Genomic DNA, 22,868 nt, shown 5'->3' with positions numbered 1-22,868 from the left:
GGAGACCGGGCCCGATCGTCGCGCGTGTGGCTCAGGCCTCCGGGCTCGTCGACCCGCCGGCCATCGTCTCGGCGTCCGCGCCTCGTGCATCGGCGTAGCGGTCGCGCAGGTCACGCGCCTTCTCCGAGCGGTACCAGTCGAGTCGCGCACCGGTCTCCACCGTCTGCATGCCGATCACGACCTTGCCGCGGGAGCGCATCTCGGCCAGGTCCTCGTAGGCGTCGACGATGTACTCGAACGGGTAGAAGCCCGAGATGAGCACCTGCACGCGGCGGTCCTGCACGGCCTTGCCGAGCAGGGTGAGCAGGTCACGGGCCTCCTCGTCGTCGGCCGGTGCCCGCAGGAACCGGATCTCGACGTCGCGGCGGTGCTCGGAGGTCACCAGCCGCTCCGACGGCACGCCGAGCCGCGATGCGAGGTCCGCTGCACCGCCACCGCCGTGGTTGTCGATGAACGCGGTGATCGGCCGGCCGGCCGCCATCTGCCGGATGCGGTCCTCCTCGCCCTCGCCGTACGCGACCGGCAGCGTGCCGATCTGCCGCAGGTAGTCGTGGTTCCGCGGGCTGCCGAGGGCGATGACGGTCGCGCCGGCGTCGTGCGCCAGCTGGCACTCGATGTGCCCGACACCGCCGGCAGCGGCGGAGATCACGATGGTGTCGTCGGGCCCGAGACGGAGTCCGCGGACGATCGTCGCGGCGGTGGCACCGGCCAGGTAGAGGCCGCCGGCGACCTCCCACCCGACGTGCTCGGGCTTCTTCACGACCGCACCGCGGCGCACGCGGATCCAGGTGGCGTGCGCACCGCCCTCGGGCGCGTGGCCCATCACCTCGTCGCCGACCTTGAGGTCACGGACCTCGGCGCCACGGGCCCGGACGATGCCGGCGAAGTCGACGCCCTGGTGGGCAGGGAACTCGAGGTCGATGTGGTCGCGCAGCTTCCCCTCGCGGAGGAACCGCTCGACGTGGTTCAGGCCGGCGGCGACGACCTCGACGACGACGTCGCCGGGTCCGGGCTCGGGACGTTCCTGCGGGACGAGGTCGACGACGTCGAACCCGCCGTACCGGTCGTACTGCACTGCACTACCGATGCGCATGGGGGACTCCTTCCGTGGGCATGGCTCCGGTGTACTCGCGACGCCGGGACGGTGTCCGTGAGCGAGGGGTCTCGAGCACCGTCAGCGCGCGGCGGGCCCCGCCTGCTCCGCGATCCGTGCCACCGTCTCGGCGTCGAGCGCGAAGGCGAGCACGTCGCGGTCCGGGTCGGGGACGCGGACCGGTGTCGACCAGACGGAGCCGTCGGTGGCGACGTCGACGACCAGTGCGCCGTGGGCGACGTGGGCGGACTCCTCGGCGTACGGTCCGACGACGTCCGTGTCGTTCGCGACCCCGGGCGCGACGAGCACCGGGACGCCGGCGAGCGACCCGGCGCTGTGGTGGTGCTGGTGCCCGCCGAGCACCACCCGGACGTCCGAGCCGTCGAGGAGCTCGGCGAGGTCCTCGGGGTCCTGCAGGCGGAGGGCCTCGTGCAGCAAGGTCGGCGAGGGCACCGGCGGGTGGTGGAGCACGACGACCGTGCCGTGTGGGACGGGCTCGCCGGTGAGCGCCGCGCGGAGTCGCTCGAGCGCGGTGTCGCTGAGCGCGCCGTAGCCGGCACCGGGGACGCTCGTGTCGACCGTCACCACGCGGAAGCCGGCGACGACCGACTGCCCGGAGACCGGCACGGACGGCGGGACGTACTCCATCGTGTGCGCGAGCGGCGTGCCGCCCTCGCCGAGGACGTGGCCGTTCGCGAGGACCTGGCGGAAGCCCTCGCGGAGGTCGTGGTTGCCGGGGACGAGGACGAGTGCGGCGCCGTGCCGCTGGGCCCAGGCGCCGATCCGCTCTCGAGCCGTGCGGTAGGACGCGGGACTCCCGTCTTCGGACACGTCCCCCGAGACCACGACCAGGCCGACGCCCGGGACCCCGTCGACGTGCGCGAGCACCGCGTGCAACGCCGCCGTCGTGTCGACCGACCCCTGGTGCAGGGCACCGTCACCGGTCAGGTGCGTGTCGGACAGGTGGAGGATGCGGAGGGTCCCGGCTGCTGGCGGCTGCATGGGCCTCACGGTAGCGACGCCGGTGATCGACGGACTGGACGGCGGGTCGGTGTTGCCTGGTGATCGACGGACCGGACGGCGGGTTAGCGTTGCCCGGTGACCGACGCTCCGATCGACCTGCGCTCCGACACCGTGACCCGCCCGACGCCCGCGATGCGCCGGGCGATGGCCGACGCCGAGGTCGGTGACGACGTCTTCGGCGAGGACCCGGAGACGAACGCCCTCGAGTGCGAGATCGCCGACCTGCTCGGCCACGAAACCGGGCTCTTCACCCCGACCGGCTCGATGGCGAACCAGCTCGGGCTGCGGCTGCACGTCGCGCCGGGCGAGGAACTCCTGGCGGACGTCCGGGCCCACGTCGTCCGCGCCGAGCTCGGTGCCGCGGCGGTGTTCTCCGGCATCACGACGCGCACGTGGTCCTCGGAGCGCGGACGCCTCGTCGCGGCGGCGGTCGCGGAGGTGGCTGAGCCGAACGCCGGCGCCTACAGCGTGTCCACGACGGCGATCGCGATCGAGAACACGCACAACTTCGGTGGCGGGACCGTGCAGCCCGTCGACGAGGTCCACGCCGTGCAGGCGTTCGCGCGGGAGCACGGCATCGCGGTGCACCTCGACGGTGCCCGGCTGTGGAACGCCCACGTCGCGTCGGGGGTCGCGCTGCGCGACCTCGCCGCGGGGTTCGACACCGTGTCGGTCTGCCTGTCGAAGGGGCTCGGCGCGCCGGTCGGCTCGGTGCTCGTCGGCTCCCGGGAGCACGTTGCCGCGGCCCGCACCTGGCGGAAGCGCTACGGCGGGGGCATGCGGCAGACGGGCTTCCTGGCCGCGGCGGGCCGGTACGCGCTCCGGCACCACGTCGACCGTCTCGCCGAGGACCACACCAACGCCCGGGTGCTCGCGTCCGCGCTCGACGTCGACCCCGCGACCGTCGACACGAACATCGTCTTCGCCGAGGTGACCGATCCGGCAGCCTTCGTGGCCGCGGCCGCCGAGCAGGACGTGCGGGTGATGCAGCTCGGCCCGAGGCACGTCCGGCTCGTGACGCACCTCGACGTCAGCGCCGAGCAGGCCGCCCGTGCCGCCGAGGTCCTGGCGGCGCTCCCCCGCTGAGGGGCCGCGACCGGTCGCCGGGCGCTCGCGTCCTGCGCCCGGTCAGGCGCACATCCAGCGCGAGCCGAAGGCGTCGTGGACCCGACGCAACGCGTCCGGGGTCCCCCACTCCTGGACATCGACGCAACCAGGACCCGCCTGCGCCGCGACGACGCCGAACCGCCCGACACCGCTGTACGCGTACCGGACGCCCGACGCGGCAGCCTGCGAACCGGCGCCGAGCGATCCCTCCGGCAACTGCAGCCGGCCGCCGTCGGGGAAGACGAGCACCTGACCGATCGGCTCGCACTCCGGCGGGTCGTCGGACGCCAGGGCGGAGACCGAGACGGGCGCTGCGCCGTTGCACGCCGGGAGCGGGGCCGCGTCGCTGCCCGACAAGGTGAGGACACCCTCCTCCGGATCGACGGCGACGCACCCGGTGCACAACACCGCGAGCACGCCGAGGACCGCGGGAACGAGGACGGGTCGGATCGTCACGGGCCCAGTCTGCCGCGGACCGCGCCGCGGTGTCAGCGGTCGGCCCAGGGGGCGGCGGTCGGTCGGTCGGGTTCAGCGGTACACGTCACGGCGGTGGCCGATGACCAGCACGAGGACCACCAGACGGTCGTCGACGATCTCGTAGACGATCCGGTGGTCGCCCACACGGACCCGGAACTCGCCCGGCCGGCCGACCAGCGCGGTCGACCCTGGCGGACGCGGCGTGGTGCGGAGCAGGACCAGGGCGGCGAGCAACCGCCGCTGCACGACCCGGTCGAGCTTCGTCAGCGCCTTCGCGGCACGCTTGGTCAGCTCGACCCGGTACTCGACGGGCGAGGCTTCACCCAAGCGTGATGCCCAGCTCGCGGGCGACCTGCTCGAGGGGCAGCGTCTCCGGGTCCTCCGCGAGTTCCCGCCGAGCTCGATCGACAGCGGCCCGGTCCATCGCGTCCTCGAGCGCCTGCAGTGCCCGGCGAGCCAGTTCCGCCTCGAGCACGACGACCTGCTCGCGGCCGCGGACCGTGATGGCGACCGGTTCGCGGTGCGCATGGTCGATGAGGTCGGACCATCGCTGGCGTGCTTCACTCGCGGGCAGGTTGTACATGTACCGATCGTACGACTCGTACGTCCGGTCGGGAAGGGCTCGGTGGGAGCGGATCGGCGGTCAGGTCGCGACGGCGGGGGTCTCGGCGGGCAGCGGGAAGGCCAGCGGATCGGCGTGCACGAGGTCGAGCGCACGCGCGACGGCGCCGAGGACCACGACGTCGCCGCCGAGCCGCGACGGCACGACCTCGGGCGTCGGGTCGTACTCCCAGGCAGCCAGGTGCTCGCGCGCCCGCTCGATCACGGGAGCGGCGGCGTCGGCGATCGCCCCGGCGACGACCACGCGGTCGATGTCGAGCAGGCTCGCGAGCAGGACGCAGACCCGGGCGAGGCGGTCCCCCAGCCGGTCGACGACCTCGAGCGCCACCGGGTCGAGCAGCGCGGCGGCGGCGAACACCGCCTCGGCGCCCGGCTCCTCGACGCCGCCGAGCAGGGACGCCGGACCGATGCGCCCGTCGGCCCGCGCCGCGCGGACGAGCTCGCGGGCGGTGCGTCCGATGCCGTTCGACGAGGCCACCCCGTCGACCAGGTCGAGCACCCGGAGCTCACCGGCACCGCCCCGGGCACCGCGGAGGAGCGCGCCGTCGACGACCAGGCCGGCGCCGAACCGCTCGCCCGAGAGCAGCGCCGCGAACGAGGCGTCCCCCGACGAGGGCCGTTCGGCCAGCGCGGCGGCGTTCGCGTCGTTCTCGACCACGACGACACCGTGGGGCACGACGTCCGAGAAGCCCGGGTTCATGCTGTCCCAGAAGCCGCCGTCGCGGGGTGACGCACCGAGCGCGTCGACCGGAGCCGGGATGCCGACGACCGTCACGAGCACGCGGGCGGCGTCCACGCCGGCCGCGGTGAGTGCCACCGCGACGGTGTCGGTCGTCACACTGAGCCGGACGGGCACCTCGAGCCCGGACTCGCCGAGCGCCCCCTCGGTGCGGGCGAGGACGGTGCCCCGCAGGTCGGCGACGAGCGCGGTGACGCGGTGCTGCCCCGCGTCGACGCCGACGACGACCCCCGCGTCCGCGACGAGTTCCCAGCGCCGGGCGGGCCGGCCCTTCCGGTACTCCCCTGCCGTGCGGGCGTCGTCGAGGTCGCGGAGCCAGCCGAGCCGGACGAGCTCCGCGCACGCGGCGAGGACGGTCGAGCGGGTCAGCCCCGTGGCGTCGATCGCCTCGGTCGCCGTGAAGGCACCGGACGTCGGCTCGAGGGCGTACGCCAGGACCGTCTCGGCGCTGGTCGCGCGGGGGGTCACACGGCGCTGTGGCATGCGCCGACCCTACCGCGACGCGACTTGCTTGCGCGATTAGATTTTCTGAGTACATTTAGTCGCGCGAGCCGACACCGACGCCGGCACGCAAGTCGGAACGGCAGGGACGCCGGGTCCGGACGGACGGAGACGACGTGCAAGCACACGCCACCACCAGGAGCACGGCCGGGGTCACCCGCCGCGGGTTCCTGCTCGGTGCGGGCGGCATCGGCGCGGGCCTGGCACTCGCTGGGTGCGCCCCGCTCGGAGGATCGAGCAGCCGACCCGAGACGATCACCTTCTACGTGTCGAAGCCCGAGGTCATCGGGTACTTCGACGACGTCATCGCGAAGTTCCACGACAGCCAGTCCAAGATCCGCGTGGTCCGCGACTCGACGTCGAACATGTCCGCGAACTTCGTCCGGAACCGACCGCCGGACCTCGGGTGCCTGAACTACAACTACGCGATGGTGTCGTTCGTCGAGCACGGGGCCCTGACCGACCTGTCGGACCTGCCCGAGAAGGACACGATCAACCCCGACCTCTGGCCCCTGATGCGCCAGACCGCGGACTACCCGGGCCGGACGAGCGTCCTGCCCTACTCGGTGACCGCCGCGTCGGTGATCTACGACAAGCAGCTGTTCGCGCAGCAGGGTCTGGAGGTGCCGACGACCTGGAGCGCGTTCACCGACGTGTGCGAGCGTCTCGTGAAGGCCGGGATCACCCCGATGTACGGCACGTACAAGGACAACTGGACGATCGCCCAGGGCATGTTCGACTACTCGGTGGGCGGCATGCTCGACGTGCCGTCGACCTTCGCGGCGCTCGACCGCGAGGGCACCTCGGTCGGCAGGGGGTCGGCGGTGTCGTTCGAGAAGGACTTCGCCGCTCCCGTCGGCCGCATGGTGGACCTGCTGCAGTGGCACCAGCAGGGCGCCGCCAGCCGGGGCTACGGCGACGGCAACCTCGCGTTCGCGCAGGGGAAGGCGGCGATGTACCTGCAGGGCCCCTGGGCGCTCGGCGAGATCGCGAAGACGAACCCCGACATGGACCTCGGCACCTTCCCGTTCCCGGCGACCGACGACCCCGCCGACAACAAGGTGCGCGTCAACGTCGACCTCGGGCTCTGGATCCCCGAGGCCTCACGGAAGCAGGAGGCCGCCCGCGAGTTCCTGTCCTTCCTGATGAGCCCGGAGATCAGCGACCGGTACAACGCCGACAACAACGGCTTCGGTGTGCGGAAGGACTCCCCTCCGGTCTCGAACCCCGCGCTCCGCGGCATGCAGGACTCGTACGACCAGGCCGCGTTCTACCTCGGCGCCTCGCAGCTCATCCCCGCCGAGATCCCGGTGGCGAACTACCTGCAGTCCATCGCCTTCGGCGGTGCGCCCGACCCGCAACTCCGCACCCTCGACGGCGACTGGGCGCGGCTCGCGCTCCGGTCGGCCGCGTAAGGAGACGACCTTGGCCACCACGACCACCGAATCGATCACGACGGCGGACCGCCGCCGCCGGGGCGGAGCCGCACCGCGCGTCCAGGCCGGCGTCCGCGGACGCGCCAAGCGCGTCGATCCGCTCTTCCTCCTGTTCCTCGTCCCCACGCTCGTGCTCTTCACCCTCGCCATCACCCTCCCCGCAGCGATGGGCATCGTGCTGAGCTTCACGAACTCCGTCGGCTTCGGCGAGTTCCGGTTCACCGGCCTGACGAACTACGTCGCGGTGTTCTCCGACCCCGCGATCCTGCAGGCGTACCTGTTCACCATCGGGTTCTCGCTCGTCACCGTGCTCCTGGTGAACGCCGTGGCGTTCCTGCTCGCGATCGCGCTGACGTCGAAGATCCGCGGCAAGATCGCGCTCCGCGGCGTCTTCGTCCTGCCGATGGTGATCTCCGGCATCGTCATCGCCTACGTGTTCTCGTTCCTCTTCGCGAACAGCCTGCCGGCGCTCGCGACCACGCTCGGCATCGCCCCGCTCGAGCAGAGCATCCTGGCGAACCCCGACCTGGCGTGGGTCGCGATCGTCGTCGTGACCGCCTGGCAGGCGATCCCGTCGACGCTCCTCATCTACATCGCCGGCGTCCTGTCGATCCCCGGCGAGGTGTACGAGGCCGCGGCGCTCGACGGCGCCAGCGCCTGGCGGCAGCTGGTCTCGATCACCGCGCCCCTGACGGCGGGCTACATCCTCATCAACCTCGTGATCGGGTTCAAGAACTTCCTGAACTCGTACGACATCGTCGTCGGCCTGACCGACGGCGGCCCGGGCACCTCGACCACGACGGTCGCGATGTCGATCTTCAAGGGCTTCAGCGGCGGCGACTACGCGTACCAGATGGCGAACGCGACGATCTTCTTCGTGATCGCCGTCGTCATCGCCGTGATCCAGCTGCGGGCGACCCGCGGGAAGGCAGCGCTCTGATGACCATGCAAGCACCCCTCCGCCCGGGTACGACGGCGACCGGCAGCATCCGGTCGGTCGACGCCGACCGCACCGCCGGACGCCGCGGTGAACGGTTCAACTGGCCGGTCACGATCGTCCTCGCACTGTGCACCCTGTCCGTCCTCGTCCCGCTCTACGTCACCGTGACGATGGCGTTCAAGACCACGACGCAGGCCGTGGACGGCAACGCGTTCTCGCTGCCGGCGCCGTTCAGCGTCGACGGCTTCGTGCAGGCCTGGGAGCTCACGGACTTCCCGCGGGCGTTCGGCGTCTCGGTGCTCATCGCGGCGATCACCGTCGTCGGGACGATCCTGCTCGCGTCGTTCACGGCGTACGCCATCGCCCGGAACTGGGAGCGCCGCTTCTTCCGCTGGTCGTTCTTCTACCTGCTCGCCGCGATGTTCCTGCCGTTCCCGGTGCTCGCGCTGTCGCAGGTGAAGCTCACGGGCCTCGCCGGGCTGGACAACCCGTTCGGCGTCGCGATCCTGCACGTCATGTTCCAGCTGTCGTTCAGCGTGCTGCTCTTCACCGCGTTCCTGCGCTCGATCCCAGCCGAGCTGGAGGAGAGTGCCCGCATCGACGGTGCGAGCACGGGGCAGGTGTTCTGGCGACTGGTGTTCCCGCTCCTCGCGCCGATGAGCGCCACCGTCGGCATCTTCGCGTTCCTGGCGTCCTGGAACGACTTCGTGATGCCGTCGCTGATCACCTCGGACCCGGCGCTGCAGACCCTGCCGGTGCTGCAGCAGATGTTCCAGACGCAGTTCAGCAACAACTACAACGTGTCGTTCGCCTCGTACCTGATGGCGATGGCCCCGGCGATCATCGTCTACCTCGTCACCCAGCGATGGGTGATGGCCGGCGTGACCCAGGGCGCGATCAAGTGACGCCGACGTCGCCGTCCGCGACCGCGGACACGAACGCAGCTGCAACGACCACGACCACCACCCGCACGAACAACGAAAGGCCCGACGTGACCGACACGCTCGTCCAGCCCGCAGCCGCCACCGACGCCGAGACCTGGTGGCGCCAGGCGAGCGTCTACCAGGTGTACCCCCGCTCGTTCGCCGACGCGGACGGCGACGGCATCGGCGACCTCCGCGGGGTGACCTCGCGGGTGCCGTACCTGGCCTCCCTCGGCATCGAGGCCGTCTGGCTCAGCCCGTTCTACCCGTCCGCACTGGCCGACGGCGGCTACGACGTCGACGACTACCGCGACGTCGACCCGCGTCTGGGCACCCTCGCCGACTTCGACGAGATGGTCGATGCCCTGCACGGCGCCGGCATCCGGGTCATCGTCGACATCGTGCCGAACCACACGAGCGACCGGCACGCGTGGTTCCGCGAGGCACTGGCGTCGCCGAAGGGCAGCCCGGCCCGGGACCGCTACGTGTTCCGCGACGGCACCGGTCCCGACGGGTCCGAGGCGCCGGCCGACTGGGTGTCGATCTTCGGCGGCCCGGCCTGGACCGCCGTGGGCGACGGCCAGTGGTACCTGCACAACTTCGCGACGGAGCAGCCCGACCTGAACTGGGCGAACCGCGAGGTGCGCGACGACTTCCTGCACACGCTGCGCTTCTGGTCGGACCGTGGTGTCGACGGCTTCCGCATCGACGTGGCGCACGGCCTGGCGAAGGACCTGCCCGCAGGCGAGCTGCCCACGTGGGCCGAGGTGCTCGCCGCCCCGAAGGACGGCTCGCACATCCTCTGGGACCGCGACGACGTGCACGAGATCTACGCCGAGTGGCGGACGGTGTTCGACGAGTACACCCCGGCACGGACCGCCGTCGCCGAGGCCTGGGTCGCAGCCGACCGCCGTGCCCGGTACGCCAGCGCCGAGGGACTCGGGCAGGCGTTCAACTTCGACCTGCTCGAGGCGGACTTCGACGCACAGCAGTTCCGCACGATCATCGAGTTCAACCTCGGGCTCGCCGAGCAGTCCGGCTCGTCGACGACGTGGGTGTTCTCGAACCACGACGTCGTCCGGCACGCCACCCGCTACGCACTGCCCGCCCGGAACGGCGACGAGCAGAAGCAGGGGTCCGCGTGGCTGCTCGCGGGCGGTGACCAGGCGGCGCTCGACCGTTCGCTCGGACTCCGTCGGGCCCAGGCGGCGACGCTCCTCGAGCTCGCACTGCCCGGCTCCGCCTACCTGTACCAGGGCGAGGAACTCGGCCTGCACGAGGTCGGCGACATCCCCGACGCCGAGCGCCAGGACCCGGCGTTCTTCCGGAACCCGGGCGTCGACGTGGGCCGTGACGGCTGCCGCGTGCCGATCCCGTGGACGCGGCAGGGTTCGTCGTTCGGGTTCGGCGACGGCGGCTCGCACCTGCCGCAGCCGGCGTGGTTCGCGCAGGTCTCGGTCGAGGCGGAGGACGCCGACCCCGACTCGACGCTGAACCTGTACCGGAAGGCCCTGGGCCTGCGCGGCCAGCTGCAGTCCGAGGAGCACCTCGAGTGGCTCGAGACCGGTCGCGACGACGTGCTCGCGTTCCGCCGGCCGAACGGCTGGACGAGCGTGACGGTGTTCGGCGACGAGCCGTACGCACTCCCCGCCGGCGAGCTGCTGCTCGCCTCCGCGCCGGTGGCAGACGGCGCACTGTCGGGTGTGGGGACCGCCTGGTTGCGTTCCTGACGGAACCCGGTGGCGGACGGGAGGCGCGGTGCAGGCAGGCACCGCGCCTCCCGTCCGTCAGGGGCCGTTCCGCGCGAAGGAGGGCGAATCGCTCGTAGGAGGCCCGGAGCTCCGTCCTCCTACGAGCGGATCGTCCTCCCACCGCAAGCACGATGGACTCATTCGTCGCCGGTAGGGTCGGCAGCATGAGCGGCGCGAGCATCAGCGTGCGGGACCTCGTCATGCGCTTCGGGGACCGGGACGTCGTCGACGGGCTGTCGTTCGACGTGGCCCCCGGCGAGACCTTCGGGCTGCTCGGCAGCAACGGTTCGGGCAAGACCACCACGATCCGGGCCCTGCTCGGCATCACGACGCCGACCTCCGGCACCCTGCTCGTCGACGGCGCACCGTACCGACCCGCGACCGGCGGCATCGGGTACCTGCCCGAGGAGCGCGGGCTGTACCGCAAGGAGTCCGTGCTCGACGTCATGACCTACTTCGGCACGCTGCGGGGCCTCCGCCGCACCGAGGCCGCGGCATGGAGCACCGAGTACCTCGAGCGCGTCGGGCTCGCCGACCGCGCGAAGCTCCGTGTCGACAAGCTGTCCGGCGGGCAGCAGCAGAAGGTGCAGCTCGGCATCACGATCATGGACCGACCGCGCCTGCTCATCCTCGACGAACCGACGAAGGGGCTCGACCCGGTCAACCGTCGGCTGCTCCTCGACCTGGTCGACGAGCGGAAGGCGGACGGCGCGACCGTGGTCCTCGTCACGCACCACATGGACGAGGTCGAGCGCCTCTGCGACCGCATCCTGCTGCTCAAGGACGGCCGGGCAGCCGCGTACGGCAGCATCCCCGACGTGCAGGACGCCTTCGGTGGCGCCGTCGCCCGGGTGCAGCTCACCGGCACGGTCCCCCGTTCTCCCCTGTACCGCCTCGCTCGGCACGAGGGTCACGTCGCCCACCTGGTGCCCACCGAGGCAGCCGCGGTGGACGGGTCGGACATCCTCGCCGCGCTCGTCGGCGCAGGTGCGCACGTGACCGCGTTCGAGATGCGCCGCATCCCGCTCGACGAGATCTTCGTCCAGGTCTACGGCCACGACGCCGGGGCCGACCAGGCGCCGGCCGGACGGGCGTCGACGCAGCACACCACCGCGAGCGGGGCGGTGGCGTGAGCCGGCTCGGGACGGTCGTCCGCTTCGAGTTCGTCCGCGCCGTCAAGAAGCCCGCGTTCTGGATCGGCACCCTCGCGCTCCCGATCGTCGTCGTCCTGGTCTCGGTGCTCGTCGGCGTCGGACAGGCGGCCGGCTCCGACTCGATCTCGTCGAGCGCCTCGGCGGCGAAGACCTCGTTCCGGTACGTCGACCACTCGGGCCTGGTGTCGGCGCGGATCGCGGCCGAGTGGGGCGGGTCGCCGTCCGACGACCCGGGCGCCGACCGCGCGGCCGTCCGGGCGGGCACGCTCGAGCTCTTCGTCGAGTACCCGGAGAAGCCGTCGGCGCAGGCGATCCGGCTGGATGGCGCCGACCGAGGACTGTTCGAGAACGGTGGCTACTCCTCGCTCGCCGAGCGGGTGCTCGAACGCAGCGTCGCGGCCTCGGTCGGTGACGACGAGGCCGTCGCGCTCCTCCGCGCCCCGCCGTCGACCGACCTGACCACGTACGCCGACGGCCGCGTCGCACCGGGCTGGCTGTCGATCGTCCCGCCGCTGCTCTACGCCCTCGCGTTCTTCGGCATCGTGATCCTGCTCGCGACCCGCATGGTGACGGTGGTCGTCGAGGAGAAGGAGAACCGCATCTCCGAGATGATCCTGACCGCGGTGACGGCCGGTGACCTGATCCGGGGCAAGGTCCTCGCCATGTTGCTCGTCGGGCTCGTGCAGGTCGGGGTCGTCGTGCTGCCGGGGCTCGCGGTCGCCCTGGTCGCACTGCCCCTCGTCGCGTCGCGGCTCGGCGGCCTGACGGTGGACCCGTGGCGGATGGTCGTCGGTGCGCTGCTGCTCGTCGGCGGGGTGCTGCTCGCCTGCGGGCTCTTCGTCGCCGTCGGCGCTGCGGTGCCCTCGATCAAGGACGCCTCGACGCTGCAGTCCGCCGCGATCTTCGCCCTGATCATCCCGCTCTACGCGGCGTTCTTCGTGATGACGACGCCGTCGTCGCCGGTGGCGGCGTTCTTCACGTACTTCCCCACCTTCACGCCGATCACCGCCATGGTCCGGAACGCCGTCGGATCGCTGTCCGTCGTCGAGTCCGTCGTCTGCATCGTCGAGGTGTTCGCCGTGGCCGCGGTGCTGCTCTGGTTCGCCGAGTACCTGTTCCGCCACTCGGTGGCGCAGTACGGGTCGAAGGTCACGGTGCGGCAGATCGCCGGCTGGCGCCGGGGCCGAGCCCGGGCACGCTGACGCGGCCCGACGGACGCGGGTCGTCGACGGGCCGACGGGTGTCGACGGCGGCACCGCTCGTGGGTCAGCCGCGGACGAGCGCCTCGTCCACGTCCCAGGCCACGGCTTCGGGCTCACGCCAGCCGTGCCGGAGCGTGTGCACGGCACGGTCGTACTCGACCAGGACGTCGAGGTACGGCCGGACGAGCATCTGCAGCTGGAGTCCCTCGTAGACCGCGAGCAACTGGGTCGCGGCCTGGTGGGCGGGGATGCCGATGGTCTCCAGACCGGCGTCGACGTCGCGCTGCAGCCCGACGGTGAGCTCCTCGACGTACTCCTCGAAGCGCTTGCGGAAGAAGCCGGCGAAGTCCCGTTCGGACGCGGCGAGGGTCACGACGCCCGCGAGCACCCGGACGAGACCGGGGTCGGCGACGTCCTCGGCCAGGGTCATCCGCACGTGCTCGAGCGTGCACCGCGGCACCGACGACCGGCGGGATCCGCGGAGCTGCAGCCAGCGGTCGTAGACCACCAGGAGCAGTCCGTCCCAGGTCGGGAAGAGCCGGTCGACGACCGTGCGGTCCACGCCGCAGGTCTCGGCGACCGTACCGGCGTCGACCTCGTGGAACGGGTGCAGCCGGTAGGCCCGGATCGCCCCGCGCACGATCCGCTCGGCCAGCGACGCGTCGTCCTCGACGGACCCGCCGTGCATGTCTGCCATCCCGACAGTCCACCGCACCCGGCCCCGGCGTGTCTCCACCCAGTGCGGGGGTCAGGCAACACCTGTCGAGCGCGTCAGCCCACCGTCACCGGCGCCGCCGAGGGCTTGCGCCCCTGCTGCACCCAGACGAAGAACCCGGTCAGGGTGAAGGCGCCGTAGAAGACGTACATGAGCCCGGACGCGTAGTAGCCGGCCGAGAAGAGCAGCGGCACCCCGACCAGGTCGACCGCGACCCAGATCAGCCAGAACTCGACCCAGCCCTTCGCCATGCCGTACGTCGCCAGCACGGACCCGACGAAGATCCAGGCGTCGCTCCAGACCGGCTCGTACGAGCCGAGGGCCCGGAACACGGGCGTCAGGACGGCGGTGCCGCCCACCAGCGCCACCACCAGCAGCCCCCGGGTCGACCAGGAGGCCCACCGCGGCTCGACGACGGTCGTCGCCTCGTCCGCGCGGTGCGTCCACCGGTACCACCCGTAGACGCTGACGACGATGAACATGACCTGTCGGCCGGCTTGGCCGAGCAGGTTCACCGGGTTCGGGGTGTCGAAGAGCGCACCCATGAACACCGTGAAGAGCAGGGCGTTCCCGAGGATCCCCACCGGCCACGCCCAGACCCTGCGACGCATCCCGCCGAGCGCACTGAGCAGCCCGAACACGTTGCCGATCACCTCGCGCCAGAGCACGGTCTGGTCGCCGATGACGAGCTGCGCGTCGAACAACCACCGCACGATGCCCATGGGCCCTCCTCGTTCCGAGACCGTGCAACCGTACGGGCAGCGGGCACATTCCTCCGGCCGCGCGACCCCGTGTGACGTGCCGGTCTAGGCTCGGGCAGCGTGACGGACGGGCTCGTGGAGGACGCGGTGCTGCGAGCGCAGACCCTGCTCGACCACGCGGCCGCGCGCCTGCGGGCAGCCGGCGTCCGCGACGAGGCCCTCGGCGAGTACGTCGAGCCCCGCGCCGTCCTCGGGATCCGTCGGGAGCCGACGATCCGCTCGCTCGGCCGGGTCTGGCGCGTCGGAGCCCTGCTGCTCGGATCGTCCTCCGAGACCGCCGGCGGGGTCTGGGCGACCGGGCAGATCACCCGCGTGACCGACCCCGGACGCCAGCAGTTCGTCTCGGTCTCCGCCGAGGTGCGCCGCGCCTACCGGGCGGCCGCGGCGAAGGGGCACTTCGCCGCGGGCGACACGGTCAACCACGGCGCGGTGCCGATCCCGCTCGACGACTCGCTCGTCGGGGCCGATGGTGTGCTCGCCGTGGTCGACGGCGAACCGGTCGTCCGCTGGTCCCCCACCTCCGGGACCGCCGTGCCGCTCGAGGACTACCTGCGGGACCGGGTCGCGCTGCTCGTGGACCCGCCGAGGGGCGCGACCGACTGAGCTGCGTCCGACGCAGGTCGGACGGTCAGGCTCCTCCGGAGTCGGACTCCCGACGCCCCGCCGCCACGCGGTCGAGCCACTCCGCCAGGACAGCGCGCTCGGCTGCCGTCAGTCGGTCGAGTTCCTCGACGCCGGCGCGCAGGGTCGACGCCGCGGTGCGGAGCGCCCGGTCGGGACCGGCGACGACGTCGCGCTCGGGGACGACGACCTGCGCCTCGACCGCGGCCCAGACCGTCTCGGCCAGGGCAGGGTCGCGTCGGCCCTCCGGTTCGCCCAGGATCGCGAGCACGGCACCGGTACCGGCCGCGTGCACCAGCCGGACCGCCTCCGACGCCCCGACGAGGAGACGTCCGGCCACCGCGACCCGTCGCAACCGTTCCTCGAGCACACGCAGCCCGGCCGCCACGGCGGGTGACCCTCGCCCGCGACGCGGGTCGCTCATGATGACGAACAGGTCGGGGTTGGCGAGCCCGAAGGCGATGGTCGCGTCCCATCCCGCGCGGAGCGCCTCGACCGGGTCCGTCCCGTCCGCTCCGGCGGCGTCGACCATCGCGGCCTTCTCGGCGCTGAACACCGTCATGACGTGCTCGGCGACCGCGTCGAGCAGTCCGTCCTTGTCCCCGAAGAGCCGGTAGATCGTGGGCGCCTGCACTCCTGCCCGTGCGGCGACCGCTCGCGTCGTCACCGCGTCGACACCGCCGTCGTGGAGGAGCTCCGCAGCGCCGACCACGATGCGCTCGCGGACGTCGCGACGGGAGTCGATCGCCGGTGCGGTACTGGTCACGGATCAACGCTAACAGGTGCTTGCTTCCACCGAAAACCAGCGCTACGGTTCTCGTGTTTCCACCGATAACACGAACGAGGCCACCATGATCACGATCACCGGAGCGACCGGCGCACTCAACGGCGCCACCGCCGACCACCTCCTCGACCACCTCCCGGCATCCCGCCTCACGGTGGTGACACGGGACCCCGCACGCGCCGCGCGGTTCGCCGAGCGCGGCGTGACGGTGCGTCACGGCGACTACGACGACCCGGCGGGCCTGGTCGAGGCCTTCGCCGGCTCGGACCGCCTGCTGCTCGTCTCGTCGAACGACCCCGGAGGGGACACCGTCCGGCAGCACCGGAACGCCGTGCAGGCCGCGGCGAGCGCCGGCGTCGGAGAGGTCTTCTACACGAGCCACCAGGGCGCGGGAGCGGCGTCCCCGTTCGTGCCGGCACAGCACCACGCCGCCACCGAGGACCTGCTCGCCGAGTCGGGCCTCCGGTGGACCTCGCTCCGGAACGGCTTCTACGCCCACAGCCTGCAGTGGCTGCTGGGGCCGTGGCCGGAGACGGGGACGGTCGCCCTGCCGGCAGACGGACCGGTGTCCTGGACCGCCCGCGAGGACGCAGCCGAGGCGGCTGCCGCCCTGCTGCTGCAGGAGACGCCGGCCGAGGGGCCGGTGACCATCACCGCGACCGCGGCACCGACCTTCGGGGAGCTCACGGACCGGCTGGCCGCGCGCGTCGGTCGCGACGTCGGCTTCCGGCTCGTCGACGCGGAACAGTGGGTCGACGGCGCCGTCGCGGCGGGGCAGGACGAACGCATGGTCCGGTTCCTGCTCGGCATGTACGAGGCAGCGGCCGGAGGGTGGTTCGCAGGGACGGACCCGACCCTCCGGACGCTGCTCGGCCGCGAGCCGAGGTCTGCGGACGACGCACTCGACGCCGTCGTCGCCGGCACGCGCTGAGCGGACGCCGTCGTGCCGGTCGGCCTGCCGCGAGCGCGACGCCCCGGCCGACCGGCATCAGTGGCGCGACCGCGCGGTGAGCCACTCGTCGAAGGACGGTCCGACCACCTCCGTACCCACGTCCGGCAGGAGCGCACCGTCGCGGAACGCGCGCCCCAGCCGACCGGGGATGCGGAGCGGCAGCGCACGGACACCGGGAGCGGGCAGCGACTCCGTCATCGCCAGCAGTGTCGTCCGCCGCGGCCCGGCGACCTCGACGCGACGCTCCCTGCGCTCACCCGAGACGACCTCCGCCACGACGGCGGCCACCGCGGTCAGCGCCACGGGAGCGATCGTCATCGCCGGGACCAGCGCGACGCGACCGACACCGAAACGCTCGGCGTTCTGCTCCGCGAACTCGTGCCACTGCGTCGAGCGCACCACCGACAGTTCGGCACCGGTCGTCGCGGCGGCCCGTTCCTGCGCTGCCTTGCCGGCGAAGTAGCCGTACCCCTGCACCTCCGGACGCTCGCACCCGAGGACCGAGAGCAGGACGTGCCGCGCCCCGACCGCTGCGGCAGCCGAACCGACCGCGGTGGTCGACCGGACGAAGAAGTCGGTGGCTCGTCGGCGGCTCGTCGTGAAGCGACCGGTGGCCTCGACCACCACGTCGGCGCCCCCGAGCACAGCCGCGACGTCGTCGCGCAGGACGTCGAACCCCGTCCGCCGCGACGACACCTGCACCGCCCAGCCCCGCGCGGCGATCGCCGCTCCGATCGCTCGACCCGATGCTCCCCCGCCGACGACGACTGCGCGCACCACACCCTCCCGATCGATCCTCTACAGATGTAGAGAACAGTACGATGTCCTGGCCGAGAGGGGAAGCCATGGGACGACGCGACGACCTCGCCGACGCGGCGGTCCGTCTCGTGGCGCGCGGCGGCGCGCGGTCGCTCACCCACCGCGGCGTCGACACCGAGGCAGGGGTCCCGCCCGGGTCGACGACGTACTACGCGTCGACCCGGCACGCACTGCTCGCGCTGGTGGCGGCGCGGATCACCGAGCAGCTGGCGTCCGACGTCGCCGGACTCCGACTGCCGGAGGACCCGGACGACGCCTCGGTCGTCGCGGTCGCCACCGGGTTCCTCGACGCACTCGCTGCTCGCGGCGATGCACAGGCCGCCAGGCTCGCGCTCCTCGTCGAACTGCGCGACGACCCCGGACTGCGTGCTCCCCTGACCGGCGCCGACCCGGTGCGTGACGACCTCGTCCGAGCGGCACGGACCCTGCTCGACGGCATCGGCGTCGTGGACCCGGACGGCTCCGCACGGGACCTCGTCGGGGTCGTCGACGCCCTGCTGCTCTACCGGGTCGGCGCGGTCGCCGCCGTCGATCCGAACGCGGTGCTCACGGCCTACGTCGCCGGGCTCCCGCGGAGGTGAACCCCGCGGTGGTCAGGCGCCGAGCCCGTCGACCACCGCAGCACGGGCCATCGCGTCGACACCGTCGCCGAGCGCTCCCCTGCTCACCGACCAGAGGGCGGACTCGACCAGCCGCGCCGTGCACCAGGCGGCGATGCGGTCCGGGGACTGGCCGGTCGTGTCCGACAGCACGGCGACCCGGTGCCGGACGGCGCGCAGGGGGTCGCCCGTGCGGAAGGGGTCGCCGACCTGCACGAGCACCGGGCTCAGGTCGTAGGCCGGGTCGCCGACCATCGGCTTCGGGTCGATGACGAGCCACGGCTCCCGGCCCGCCGCGAGCACGTTGCCGGGGTTCGCGTCCCCGTGCACGACCACCGACCGTGGGGCGCCGCGGGGCAGGGTGCGGAGCAGATCGGTGCCGCGGCGCACGAGTCCGGGGTCGAACGGAGGCGCGAGTTCGAGTATCCGGGCATCGGCGAGCGCCGCCCACTCCGCGGCGACGTCGGCGACGGACTCGAACGGGTGGTCGTCCGGGATCCCGGTCGCCCAGAGCCGCGTGAGCAGACCACCCGCGGTACGCAGGCGCTCCTCGGCCGGCACGTCGTCGCACTGCACGAGGCGGGTGCCGGGGTGGCAGCGCTCGAGCAGCAGCACGAAGGGGTCGTCCGGGTCCACGGCGAGCAGGCGGACCGCGCCGGCACCGTCCCACCACGCGAGCGCTGCTGCCTCGTGCTCGGCCTCGCGGTGCGGCAGGGACAGCTTGAGGACGGCATCGCCGCCGTCGGGGAGCCGCACTCGGACGACGTGCGAGACGCTGCCGCCCGCGTACGGCTCGCCCGGGTGCAGGTCCCAGCGCTCGACCGCCCGGGCGAGCAGACGCGGGACGGACGCACGCCAGTCCTGCTCGTTCGTCCACATGCTCGGAGCGTACCGAGCGCCGGGACGGGGGTGGCGGGGCGAGGGCGATACGGGCCTCCCGTCCGACCCCCGAACGGGGTACGCACTTGTCCGCCGCAGCACCGACTGCCGCGGCGTCCGGGCGGGTCTACCGTCTGTTGCGGGCGGCAACGGGGCCGTCCGACGACGAATCGAGCATCATGCAACGACGGATGAGCACGCTCCTCGCGACGATCACGGCGGTCGGACTGGTCGGCGCCCTCGCGCCGGCCGTGCAGGCACAGGCAGCCGTGCCGACCAGCGACACCCCGGACCTCGGCAGCAACGTCAAGGTCTACAGCCCGTCGACACCGACCTCGACCATCCAGGCCGACGTGGACGCGGCGTTCGACTCGCAGCTCCGCAGCAGCACGGCGCAGTTCGGCTCGCAGCGGTACGCCTTCCTCTTCAAGCCGGGCAGCTACGGTCGGCTCTGGGCGAACCTCGGCTTCTACACGTCCGTCGCCGGCCTCGGCAAGAACCCGGACGACGTCACGATCACCGGTGCGATCAACGTCGACTCCGGGTGGAACGCCGGTGACGAGAAGAACGCGACGCAGAACTTCTGGCGGTCGGCGGAGAACCTGTCGGTCGTCCCCGAGGGCGGCACCGACCGCTGGGCGGTGTCGCAGGCCGCACCGATGCGGCGGGTCCACGTCAAGGGGAACCTGACGATGGGGCCGTCCAACCAGGACGGCGGTCAGGGCTACTCGTCCGGTGGGTACATCGCCGACTCGAAGGTCGACGGCACCGTCACCAGCGGGTCCCAGCAGCAGTGGTACACCCGGAACTCCTCGCTCGGCAGCTGGCAGGGCGGGAACTGGAACATGGTGTTCTCGGGGGTGCAGGGCGCTCCCGCGAACGACTTCTCGAAGAGCTGGACCACGCTGTCGACCACGCCGGTGACGCGTGAGAAGCCGTACCTGTACATCGACTCGTCGAACAAGTACCACGTGTTCGTGCCGTCGCTGCGGACGAACTCCACCGGGGTGACGTGGCCGAACACGCCGGGGACCGACATCCCGATGCGGAACTTCTACGTCGCACACCCCGGTGACAGCGCGGCGACGATCAACAGCGCGCTGGCGCAGGGGCTGAACCTGTTCTTCACCCCGGGCACGTACCAGCTGGACGCCGCGCTGAACGTCACGCGTCCGGACACCGTCGTCACGGGCGTCGGCTTCCCGACGCTCGTGCCGACGAAGGGCAACGCGGTCCTCACCAGCTCGGACGTCTCGGGTGTGAACGTCTCGAACCTCGTGGTCGATGCGGGCACGACGAACAGCGCGCAGCTCGTCCGACTCGGCACCGGCGGCTCGCACGCCGACCACGCGGCCGATCCGCAGAGCATCCAGGACGTGTTCTTCCGCGTCGGGTCGAGCATCCAGGGCAAGGCGTCGACGACGCTGCAGGTCAACGCGGACGACACGCTGGTCGACCACATCTGGGCGTGGCGAGCCGACCACGGCGGAGCGGCCACGGGGTGGAACGTCAACACCGGCGCCACGGGTGTCGAGGTGAACGGGGACGACGTCCTGGCGACCGGGTTGTTCGTCGAGCACTACCAGCGGTACGAGGTGCTGTGGAACGGCAACCGGGGTCGGACGATCTTCTTCCAGAACGAGATGCCGTACGACGTGCCGGACAACGCATCGTGGCAGAGCCCGACCGGGGCCGGGTACGCGGCGTACAAGGTCGCGTCGGGGGTGTCGAACCACGAGATCTGGGGCGGTGGTGTCTACTGCTTCTTCAACACGAACCCCTCCGTGCACGCAGACCGGGCGTTCGAGACGCCGACGGGCGCGGGGATCCGGGCGCACGGGCTCGTGACGGTGTCGCTCGGTGACACGGGCACGATCTCGAGCGTCATCAACGGGGTCGGCGGGGCGGTACCGACGCCGGCGGGCAACACGGCGCCGAACCGGCTCGCGTCGTACAACTGACCGGGCCGGCCTGCCGCGACGGGGCCGTCGACGGCCCTCGGTTGCACGACGTGCCGCCGGCGGCACGTTCCGGTCGCACGACCTGCCGCGCCCGCCGAACACGAGCGGCACGTCGTGCGACCGGAACGCGGCCGCCGGGCCAGCCCTGGCCGCCGACGCCGACGTCGGGGCACACGCGCCGTCAGCCGGGCGTCACACGCCGCCGGTAGCGTCCGGGCATGGCACCCGACCACGGCAGCACCGACGCCGGCAGCACCGACCGCACCCGGCTCGTCCTGCCGGGGCAGTACGGACCGCTGTTCGACGACGGCGGCCCCGCGCTGGTGGTCGAGGCGCGCGAGTTCTTCACCGCCCGACCGATGCACCGTGCGAAGGCACACCTCTGGCTGAGCGCCCTCCGCCACCGGGTGCGGGAGCTCGGCGACCGGGCCGAGCACGTGCAGGTCGAGGGCCTCAAGGACGCCCTGGTCGGCCGGGACGACCTCGACGTGGTCGACCCACCCTCCCGCACCCTGCGCGCGCAGGTCCGGCACTGGGGCAGGGGCACCGAGATCCTGCCGAGCCGCGGCTTCATCACCGACGAGGCCGAGTTCGCCGAGTGGGCCGCCGAGCGCACCGGACGCTTCCGGATGGAGACCCACTACGAGCGGGTCCGCCGCCGCGAGGGCTGGCTCATGCACTCGGACGAGCCCGTCGGCGGGAAGTTCAGCCTCGACGACCAGAACCGGGAACCACCGCCCAGGGGAGCGACCACGCTCGGGCTGCCCGATCCGTGGTGGCCGACCGAGGACGAGATCGACGACGAGGTCCGCCACGACCTCGACCGCTGGGAACACGACGGCGACGTCCGCTTCGTCGGCAGGGACGACACACGCCGCTTCGCCGTGACCGCCGACGAGGCCCGGCAGGCCCTCGACGACTTCGTGCAGGTCCGGCTCGGGGACTTCGGGCCGTTCGAGGACGCCACGCTGACGAACGACTGGACGATGGCGCACTCGTTGCTCAGCGTGCCGATGAACCTCGGCGTGCTCGATCCTCTCGAGGTCGTCGAGGCAGCCCTCACCGCGCACCGCGACCACGACGCCCCGCTCGCGAGCGTCGAGGGCTTCGTCCGCCAGGTCGCAGGCTGGCGCGACTACGTCTGGCACCTCTACTGGTGGTTCGGCGACGACTACGGCGCCGAGGAGAACGCCCTCGGCGCACACGAGCGGCTCCCCCGCTGGTGGCAGGAGCTCGACGCGTCCGAGATCGACGCGGTCTGCCTGTCCACCGCGATGGAGGGCCTGCACGACCACGGCTGGCTGCACCACATCCAACGGCTCATGGTGCTCGGCAACTGGGCCCTGCAGCGGGGCTACGACCCGGTCCACCTGACGGAGTGGTTCACCGACGTGTTCGTCGACGGCACCGAGTGGGTGATGCCCGCGAACATCATCGGGATGTCGCAGCACGCGGACGGCGGGATGGTCGCGACGAAGCCGTACGCCTCCGGTGGCCGCTACATCGACCGGATGTCGGACCACTGCGGCGGGTGCCGCTACGACCCGACCAAGCGGCTCGGCGAGGACGCGTGTCCCCTCACCGCCGGCTACTGGGCGTTCCTGTCGCGCACCGAGCCCGCGCTGCGGGAGAACAACCGGATGGCGCGGCCGCTGCAGCAGATGCGGAAGCTGGCGGACCTCGACGAGGTGGTGGACCAGGAGGCGCGGCGCGGCACGCCCTGACCGGCCACGCGTCCCGTCGTGACCAGGCGTCGGACGGGAGGCCCGTGGCGGCGCCACCACGCGCCTCCCGTCCGACGCCGGTCACC

23 protein-coding genes are annotated in these 22,868 nt (G+C 72.4%); 12 read left to right on the top strand and 11 right to left on the bottom strand.

Annotated elements, in window-relative coordinates; translation table 11 throughout:
* Positions 1-31 precede the first annotated feature (31 nt).
* The gene (locus ACIQFY_RS06075) at positions 32-1,093 is read right to left on the bottom strand and encodes an NADP-dependent oxidoreductase (protein WP_326495345.1); all 1,062 of its coding nucleotides are present in this window, start codon (positions 1,091-1,093) and stop codon (positions 32-34) included.
* An 81-nt stretch (positions 1,094-1,174) separates the two neighbouring features.
* Positions 1,175-2,095, bottom strand: a complete 921-nt coding sequence (locus tag ACIQFY_RS06070) for a metallophosphoesterase (RefSeq protein WP_326495344.1) — start codon at positions 2,093-2,095, stop codon at positions 1,175-1,177.
* A gap of 96 nt (positions 2,096-2,191) precedes the next feature.
* Here ACIQFY_RS06070 and ACIQFY_RS06065 point away from each other — a divergent pair, with 96 nt between their 5' ends.
* A complete protein-coding gene (locus ACIQFY_RS06065) occupies positions 2,192-3,202 on the top strand; it encodes a GntG family PLP-dependent aldolase (protein WP_326495343.1) in 1,011 nt (336 codons plus the stop codon).
* Between the two features lie 42 nt (positions 3,203-3,244).
* Here ACIQFY_RS06065 and ACIQFY_RS06060 read toward each other — a convergent pair whose 3' ends face one another.
* The 4 genes from ACIQFY_RS06060 to ACIQFY_RS06045 form a co-directional block, all read right to left on the bottom strand.
* On the bottom strand, positions 3,245-3,679 hold the full coding sequence (locus ACIQFY_RS06060) for a hypothetical protein (RefSeq protein WP_326495342.1): 435 nt from the start codon (positions 3,677-3,679) through the stop codon (positions 3,245-3,247).
* A gap of 72 nt (positions 3,680-3,751) precedes the next feature.
* Complete coding sequence (locus tag ACIQFY_RS06055) at positions 3,752-4,027, bottom strand: type II toxin-antitoxin system RelE/ParE family toxin (protein WP_066655542.1); 276 nt, start codon at positions 4,025-4,027, stop codon at positions 3,752-3,754.
* On the bottom strand, positions 4,020-4,283 hold the full coding sequence (locus ACIQFY_RS06050; RefSeq protein ID WP_066655545.1) for a type II toxin-antitoxin system prevent-host-death family antitoxin: 264 nt from the start codon (positions 4,281-4,283) through the stop codon (positions 4,020-4,022). Before ACIQFY_RS06050 ends, ACIQFY_RS06055 begins: the two co-directional genes overlap by 8 nt.
* 60 nt (positions 4,284-4,343) lie before the next feature.
* Positions 4,344-5,543 (bottom strand): ROK family protein, encoded by a 1,200-nt coding sequence (locus tag ACIQFY_RS06045; protein WP_400338771.1) that lies wholly within the window; start codon positions 5,541-5,543, stop codon positions 4,344-4,346.
* A 134-nt stretch (positions 5,544-5,677) separates the two neighbouring features.
* On the opposite strand from ACIQFY_RS06045, the gene ACIQFY_RS06040 reads away from it, so the two are divergent.
* The 6 genes from ACIQFY_RS06040 to ACIQFY_RS06015 all read left to right on the top strand — a co-directional run bounded on the left by ACIQFY_RS06040 (position 5,678) and on the right by ACIQFY_RS06015 (position 12,967).
* Positions 5,678-6,976 carry an extracellular solute-binding protein gene (locus ACIQFY_RS06040; protein WP_311206052.1) on the top strand — a complete coding sequence of 433 codons (1,299 nt, stop codon included), beginning with the start codon at positions 5,678-5,680 and terminating at the stop codon, positions 6,974-6,976.
* A 10-nt stretch (positions 6,977-6,986) separates the two neighbouring features.
* Complete coding sequence (locus tag ACIQFY_RS06035) at positions 6,987-7,937, top strand: sugar ABC transporter permease (protein ID WP_326495340.1); 951 nt, start codon at positions 6,987-6,989, stop codon at positions 7,935-7,937.
* On the top strand, positions 7,937-8,842 hold the full coding sequence (locus tag ACIQFY_RS06030) for a carbohydrate ABC transporter permease (protein WP_066655554.1): 906 nt from the start codon (positions 7,937-7,939) through the stop codon (positions 8,840-8,842). The genes ACIQFY_RS06035 and ACIQFY_RS06030 overlap by 1 nt, the downstream gene beginning before the upstream one ends.
* Before the next feature lie 86 nt (positions 8,843-8,928).
* Positions 8,929-10,590, top strand: coding sequence for a glycoside hydrolase family 13 protein (locus ACIQFY_RS06025; protein ID WP_400338767.1), 1,662 nt, complete (start codon positions 8,929-8,931; stop codon positions 10,588-10,590).
* 185 nt (positions 10,591-10,775) lie between these two features.
* Entirely contained in the window at positions 10,776-11,744 is a 969-nt protein-coding gene (locus ACIQFY_RS06020) for an ABC transporter ATP-binding protein (protein ID WP_400338765.1), read from the top strand.
* Positions 11,741-12,967, top strand: coding sequence for an ABC transporter permease (locus tag ACIQFY_RS06015; RefSeq protein ID WP_400338764.1), 1,227 nt, complete (start codon positions 11,741-11,743; stop codon positions 12,965-12,967). Before ACIQFY_RS06020 ends, ACIQFY_RS06015 begins: the two co-directional genes overlap by 4 nt.
* Positions 12,968-13,031: 64 nt before the next feature.
* Here the strand turns inward: ACIQFY_RS06015 and ACIQFY_RS06010 are convergent, their stop codons facing one another.
* Both ACIQFY_RS06010 and pnuC read right to left on the bottom strand, forming a co-directional pair.
* Positions 13,032-13,664, bottom strand: coding sequence for a TetR/AcrR family transcriptional regulator (locus tag ACIQFY_RS06010; protein ID WP_209684953.1), 633 nt, complete (start codon positions 13,662-13,664; stop codon positions 13,032-13,034).
* A 74-nt stretch (positions 13,665-13,738) separates the two neighbouring features.
* The gene (gene pnuC, locus ACIQFY_RS06005; protein ID WP_326495336.1) at positions 13,739-14,404 is read right to left on the bottom strand and encodes a nicotinamide riboside transporter PnuC; all 666 of its coding nucleotides are present in this window, start codon (positions 14,402-14,404) and stop codon (positions 13,739-13,741) included.
* Positions 14,405-14,503: 99 nt separating this feature from the next.
* On the opposite strand from pnuC, the gene ACIQFY_RS06000 reads away from it, so the two are divergent.
* The gene (locus ACIQFY_RS06000; RefSeq protein WP_400338761.1) at positions 14,504-15,046 is read left to right on the top strand and encodes a hypothetical protein; all 543 of its coding nucleotides are present in this window, start codon (positions 14,504-14,506) and stop codon (positions 15,044-15,046) included.
* A gap of 25 nt (positions 15,047-15,071) precedes the next feature.
* Here ACIQFY_RS06000 and ACIQFY_RS05995 read toward each other — a convergent pair whose 3' ends face one another.
* Entirely contained in the window at positions 15,072-15,830 is a 759-nt protein-coding gene (locus ACIQFY_RS05995; RefSeq protein WP_066655576.1) for a TetR/AcrR family transcriptional regulator, read from the bottom strand.
* A gap of 85 nt (positions 15,831-15,915) precedes the next feature.
* On the opposite strand from ACIQFY_RS05995, the gene ACIQFY_RS05990 reads away from it, so the two are divergent.
* Positions 15,916-16,779 (top strand): NAD(P)H-binding protein, encoded by an 864-nt coding sequence (locus tag ACIQFY_RS05990; protein ID WP_326495333.1) that lies wholly within the window; start codon positions 15,916-15,918, stop codon positions 16,777-16,779.
* Between the two features lie 57 nt (positions 16,780-16,836).
* On the opposite strand, the gene ACIQFY_RS05985 is transcribed toward ACIQFY_RS05990, so the two are convergent.
* Entirely contained in the window at positions 16,837-17,577 is a 741-nt protein-coding gene (locus ACIQFY_RS05985; RefSeq protein ID WP_326495332.1) for a hypothetical protein, read from the bottom strand.
* Positions 17,578-17,645: 68 nt separating this feature from the next.
* Here ACIQFY_RS05985 and ACIQFY_RS05980 point away from each other — a divergent pair, with 68 nt between their 5' ends.
* Positions 17,646-18,200, top strand: a complete 555-nt coding sequence (locus tag ACIQFY_RS05980) for a hypothetical protein (RefSeq protein WP_326495331.1) — start codon at positions 17,646-17,648, stop codon at positions 18,198-18,200.
* A 12-nt stretch (positions 18,201-18,212) separates the two neighbouring features.
* On the opposite strand, the gene ACIQFY_RS05975 is transcribed toward ACIQFY_RS05980, so the two are convergent.
* On the bottom strand, positions 18,213-19,097 hold the full coding sequence (locus tag ACIQFY_RS05975) for an aminoglycoside phosphotransferase family protein (RefSeq protein WP_326495330.1): 885 nt from the start codon (positions 19,095-19,097) through the stop codon (positions 18,213-18,215).
* 191 nt (positions 19,098-19,288) lie between these two features.
* Here ACIQFY_RS05975 and ACIQFY_RS05970 point away from each other — a divergent pair, with 191 nt between their 5' ends.
* Entirely contained in the window at positions 19,289-21,058 is a 1,770-nt protein-coding gene (locus ACIQFY_RS05970) for a hypothetical protein (RefSeq protein WP_326495329.1), read from the top strand.
* Between the two features lie 218 nt (positions 21,059-21,276).
* Positions 21,277-22,782 carry a cryptochrome/photolyase family protein gene (locus tag ACIQFY_RS05965; protein ID WP_400338756.1) on the top strand — a complete coding sequence of 502 codons (1,506 nt, stop codon included), beginning with the start codon at positions 21,277-21,279 and terminating at the stop codon, positions 22,780-22,782.
* The last annotated feature ends 86 nt before the right edge of the window (positions 22,783-22,868 follow it).

Origin of the sequence: Curtobacterium sp. NPDC092190 (genome assembly GCF_044755625.1) — a bacterium.
Lineage (GTDB): Bacteria > Actinomycetota > Actinomycetes > Actinomycetales > Microbacteriaceae > Curtobacterium.
The sequence above is the reverse complement of the archived record's forward strand: the minus strand, read 5'-3'. Positions and strand labels throughout refer to the sequence as shown.

Excerpts from the sequence above, each read along its gene's own strand:
- ACIQFY_RS06075 (WP_326495345.1), bottom strand. The coding sequence starts at position 1,093 with ATGCGCATCGGTAGTGCAGTGCAGTACGACCGGTACGGCGGGTTCGAC.
- ACIQFY_RS06070 (WP_326495344.1), bottom strand. The coding sequence starts at position 2,095 with ATGCAGCCGCCAGCAGCCGGGACCCTCCGCATCCTCCACCTGTCCGAC.
- ACIQFY_RS06050 (WP_066655545.1), bottom strand. The coding sequence starts at position 4,283 with ATGTACAACCTGCCCGCGAGTGAAGCACGCCAGCGATGGTCCGACCTC.
- ACIQFY_RS06045 (WP_400338771.1), bottom strand. The coding sequence starts at position 5,543 with ATGCCACAGCGCCGTGTGACCCCCCGCGCGACCAGCGCCGAGACGGTC.
- ACIQFY_RS06030 (WP_066655554.1), top strand. The coding sequence starts at position 7,937 with ATGACCATGCAAGCACCCCTCCGCCCGGGTACGACGGCGACCGGCAGC.
- ACIQFY_RS06020 (WP_400338765.1), top strand. The coding sequence starts at position 10,776 with ATGAGCGGCGCGAGCATCAGCGTGCGGGACCTCGTCATGCGCTTCGGG.
- ACIQFY_RS06010 (WP_209684953.1), bottom strand. The coding sequence starts at position 13,664 with ATGGCAGACATGCACGGCGGGTCCGTCGAGGACGACGCGTCGCTGGCC.
- pnuC (WP_326495336.1), bottom strand. The coding sequence starts at position 14,404 with ATGGGCATCGTGCGGTGGTTGTTCGACGCGCAGCTCGTCATCGGCGAC.
- ACIQFY_RS05990 (WP_326495333.1), top strand. The coding sequence starts at position 15,916 with ATGATCACGATCACCGGAGCGACCGGCGCACTCAACGGCGCCACCGCC.
- ACIQFY_RS05980 (WP_326495331.1), top strand. The coding sequence starts at position 17,646 with ATGGGACGACGCGACGACCTCGCCGACGCGGCGGTCCGTCTCGTGGCG.
- ACIQFY_RS05975 (WP_326495330.1), bottom strand. The coding sequence starts at position 19,097 with ATGTGGACGAACGAGCAGGACTGGCGTGCGTCCGTCCCGCGTCTGCTC.
- ACIQFY_RS05970 (WP_326495329.1), top strand. The coding sequence starts at position 19,289 with ATGAGCACGCTCCTCGCGACGATCACGGCGGTCGGACTGGTCGGCGCC.
- ACIQFY_RS05965 (WP_400338756.1), top strand. The coding sequence starts at position 21,277 with ATGGCACCCGACCACGGCAGCACCGACGCCGGCAGCACCGACCGCACC.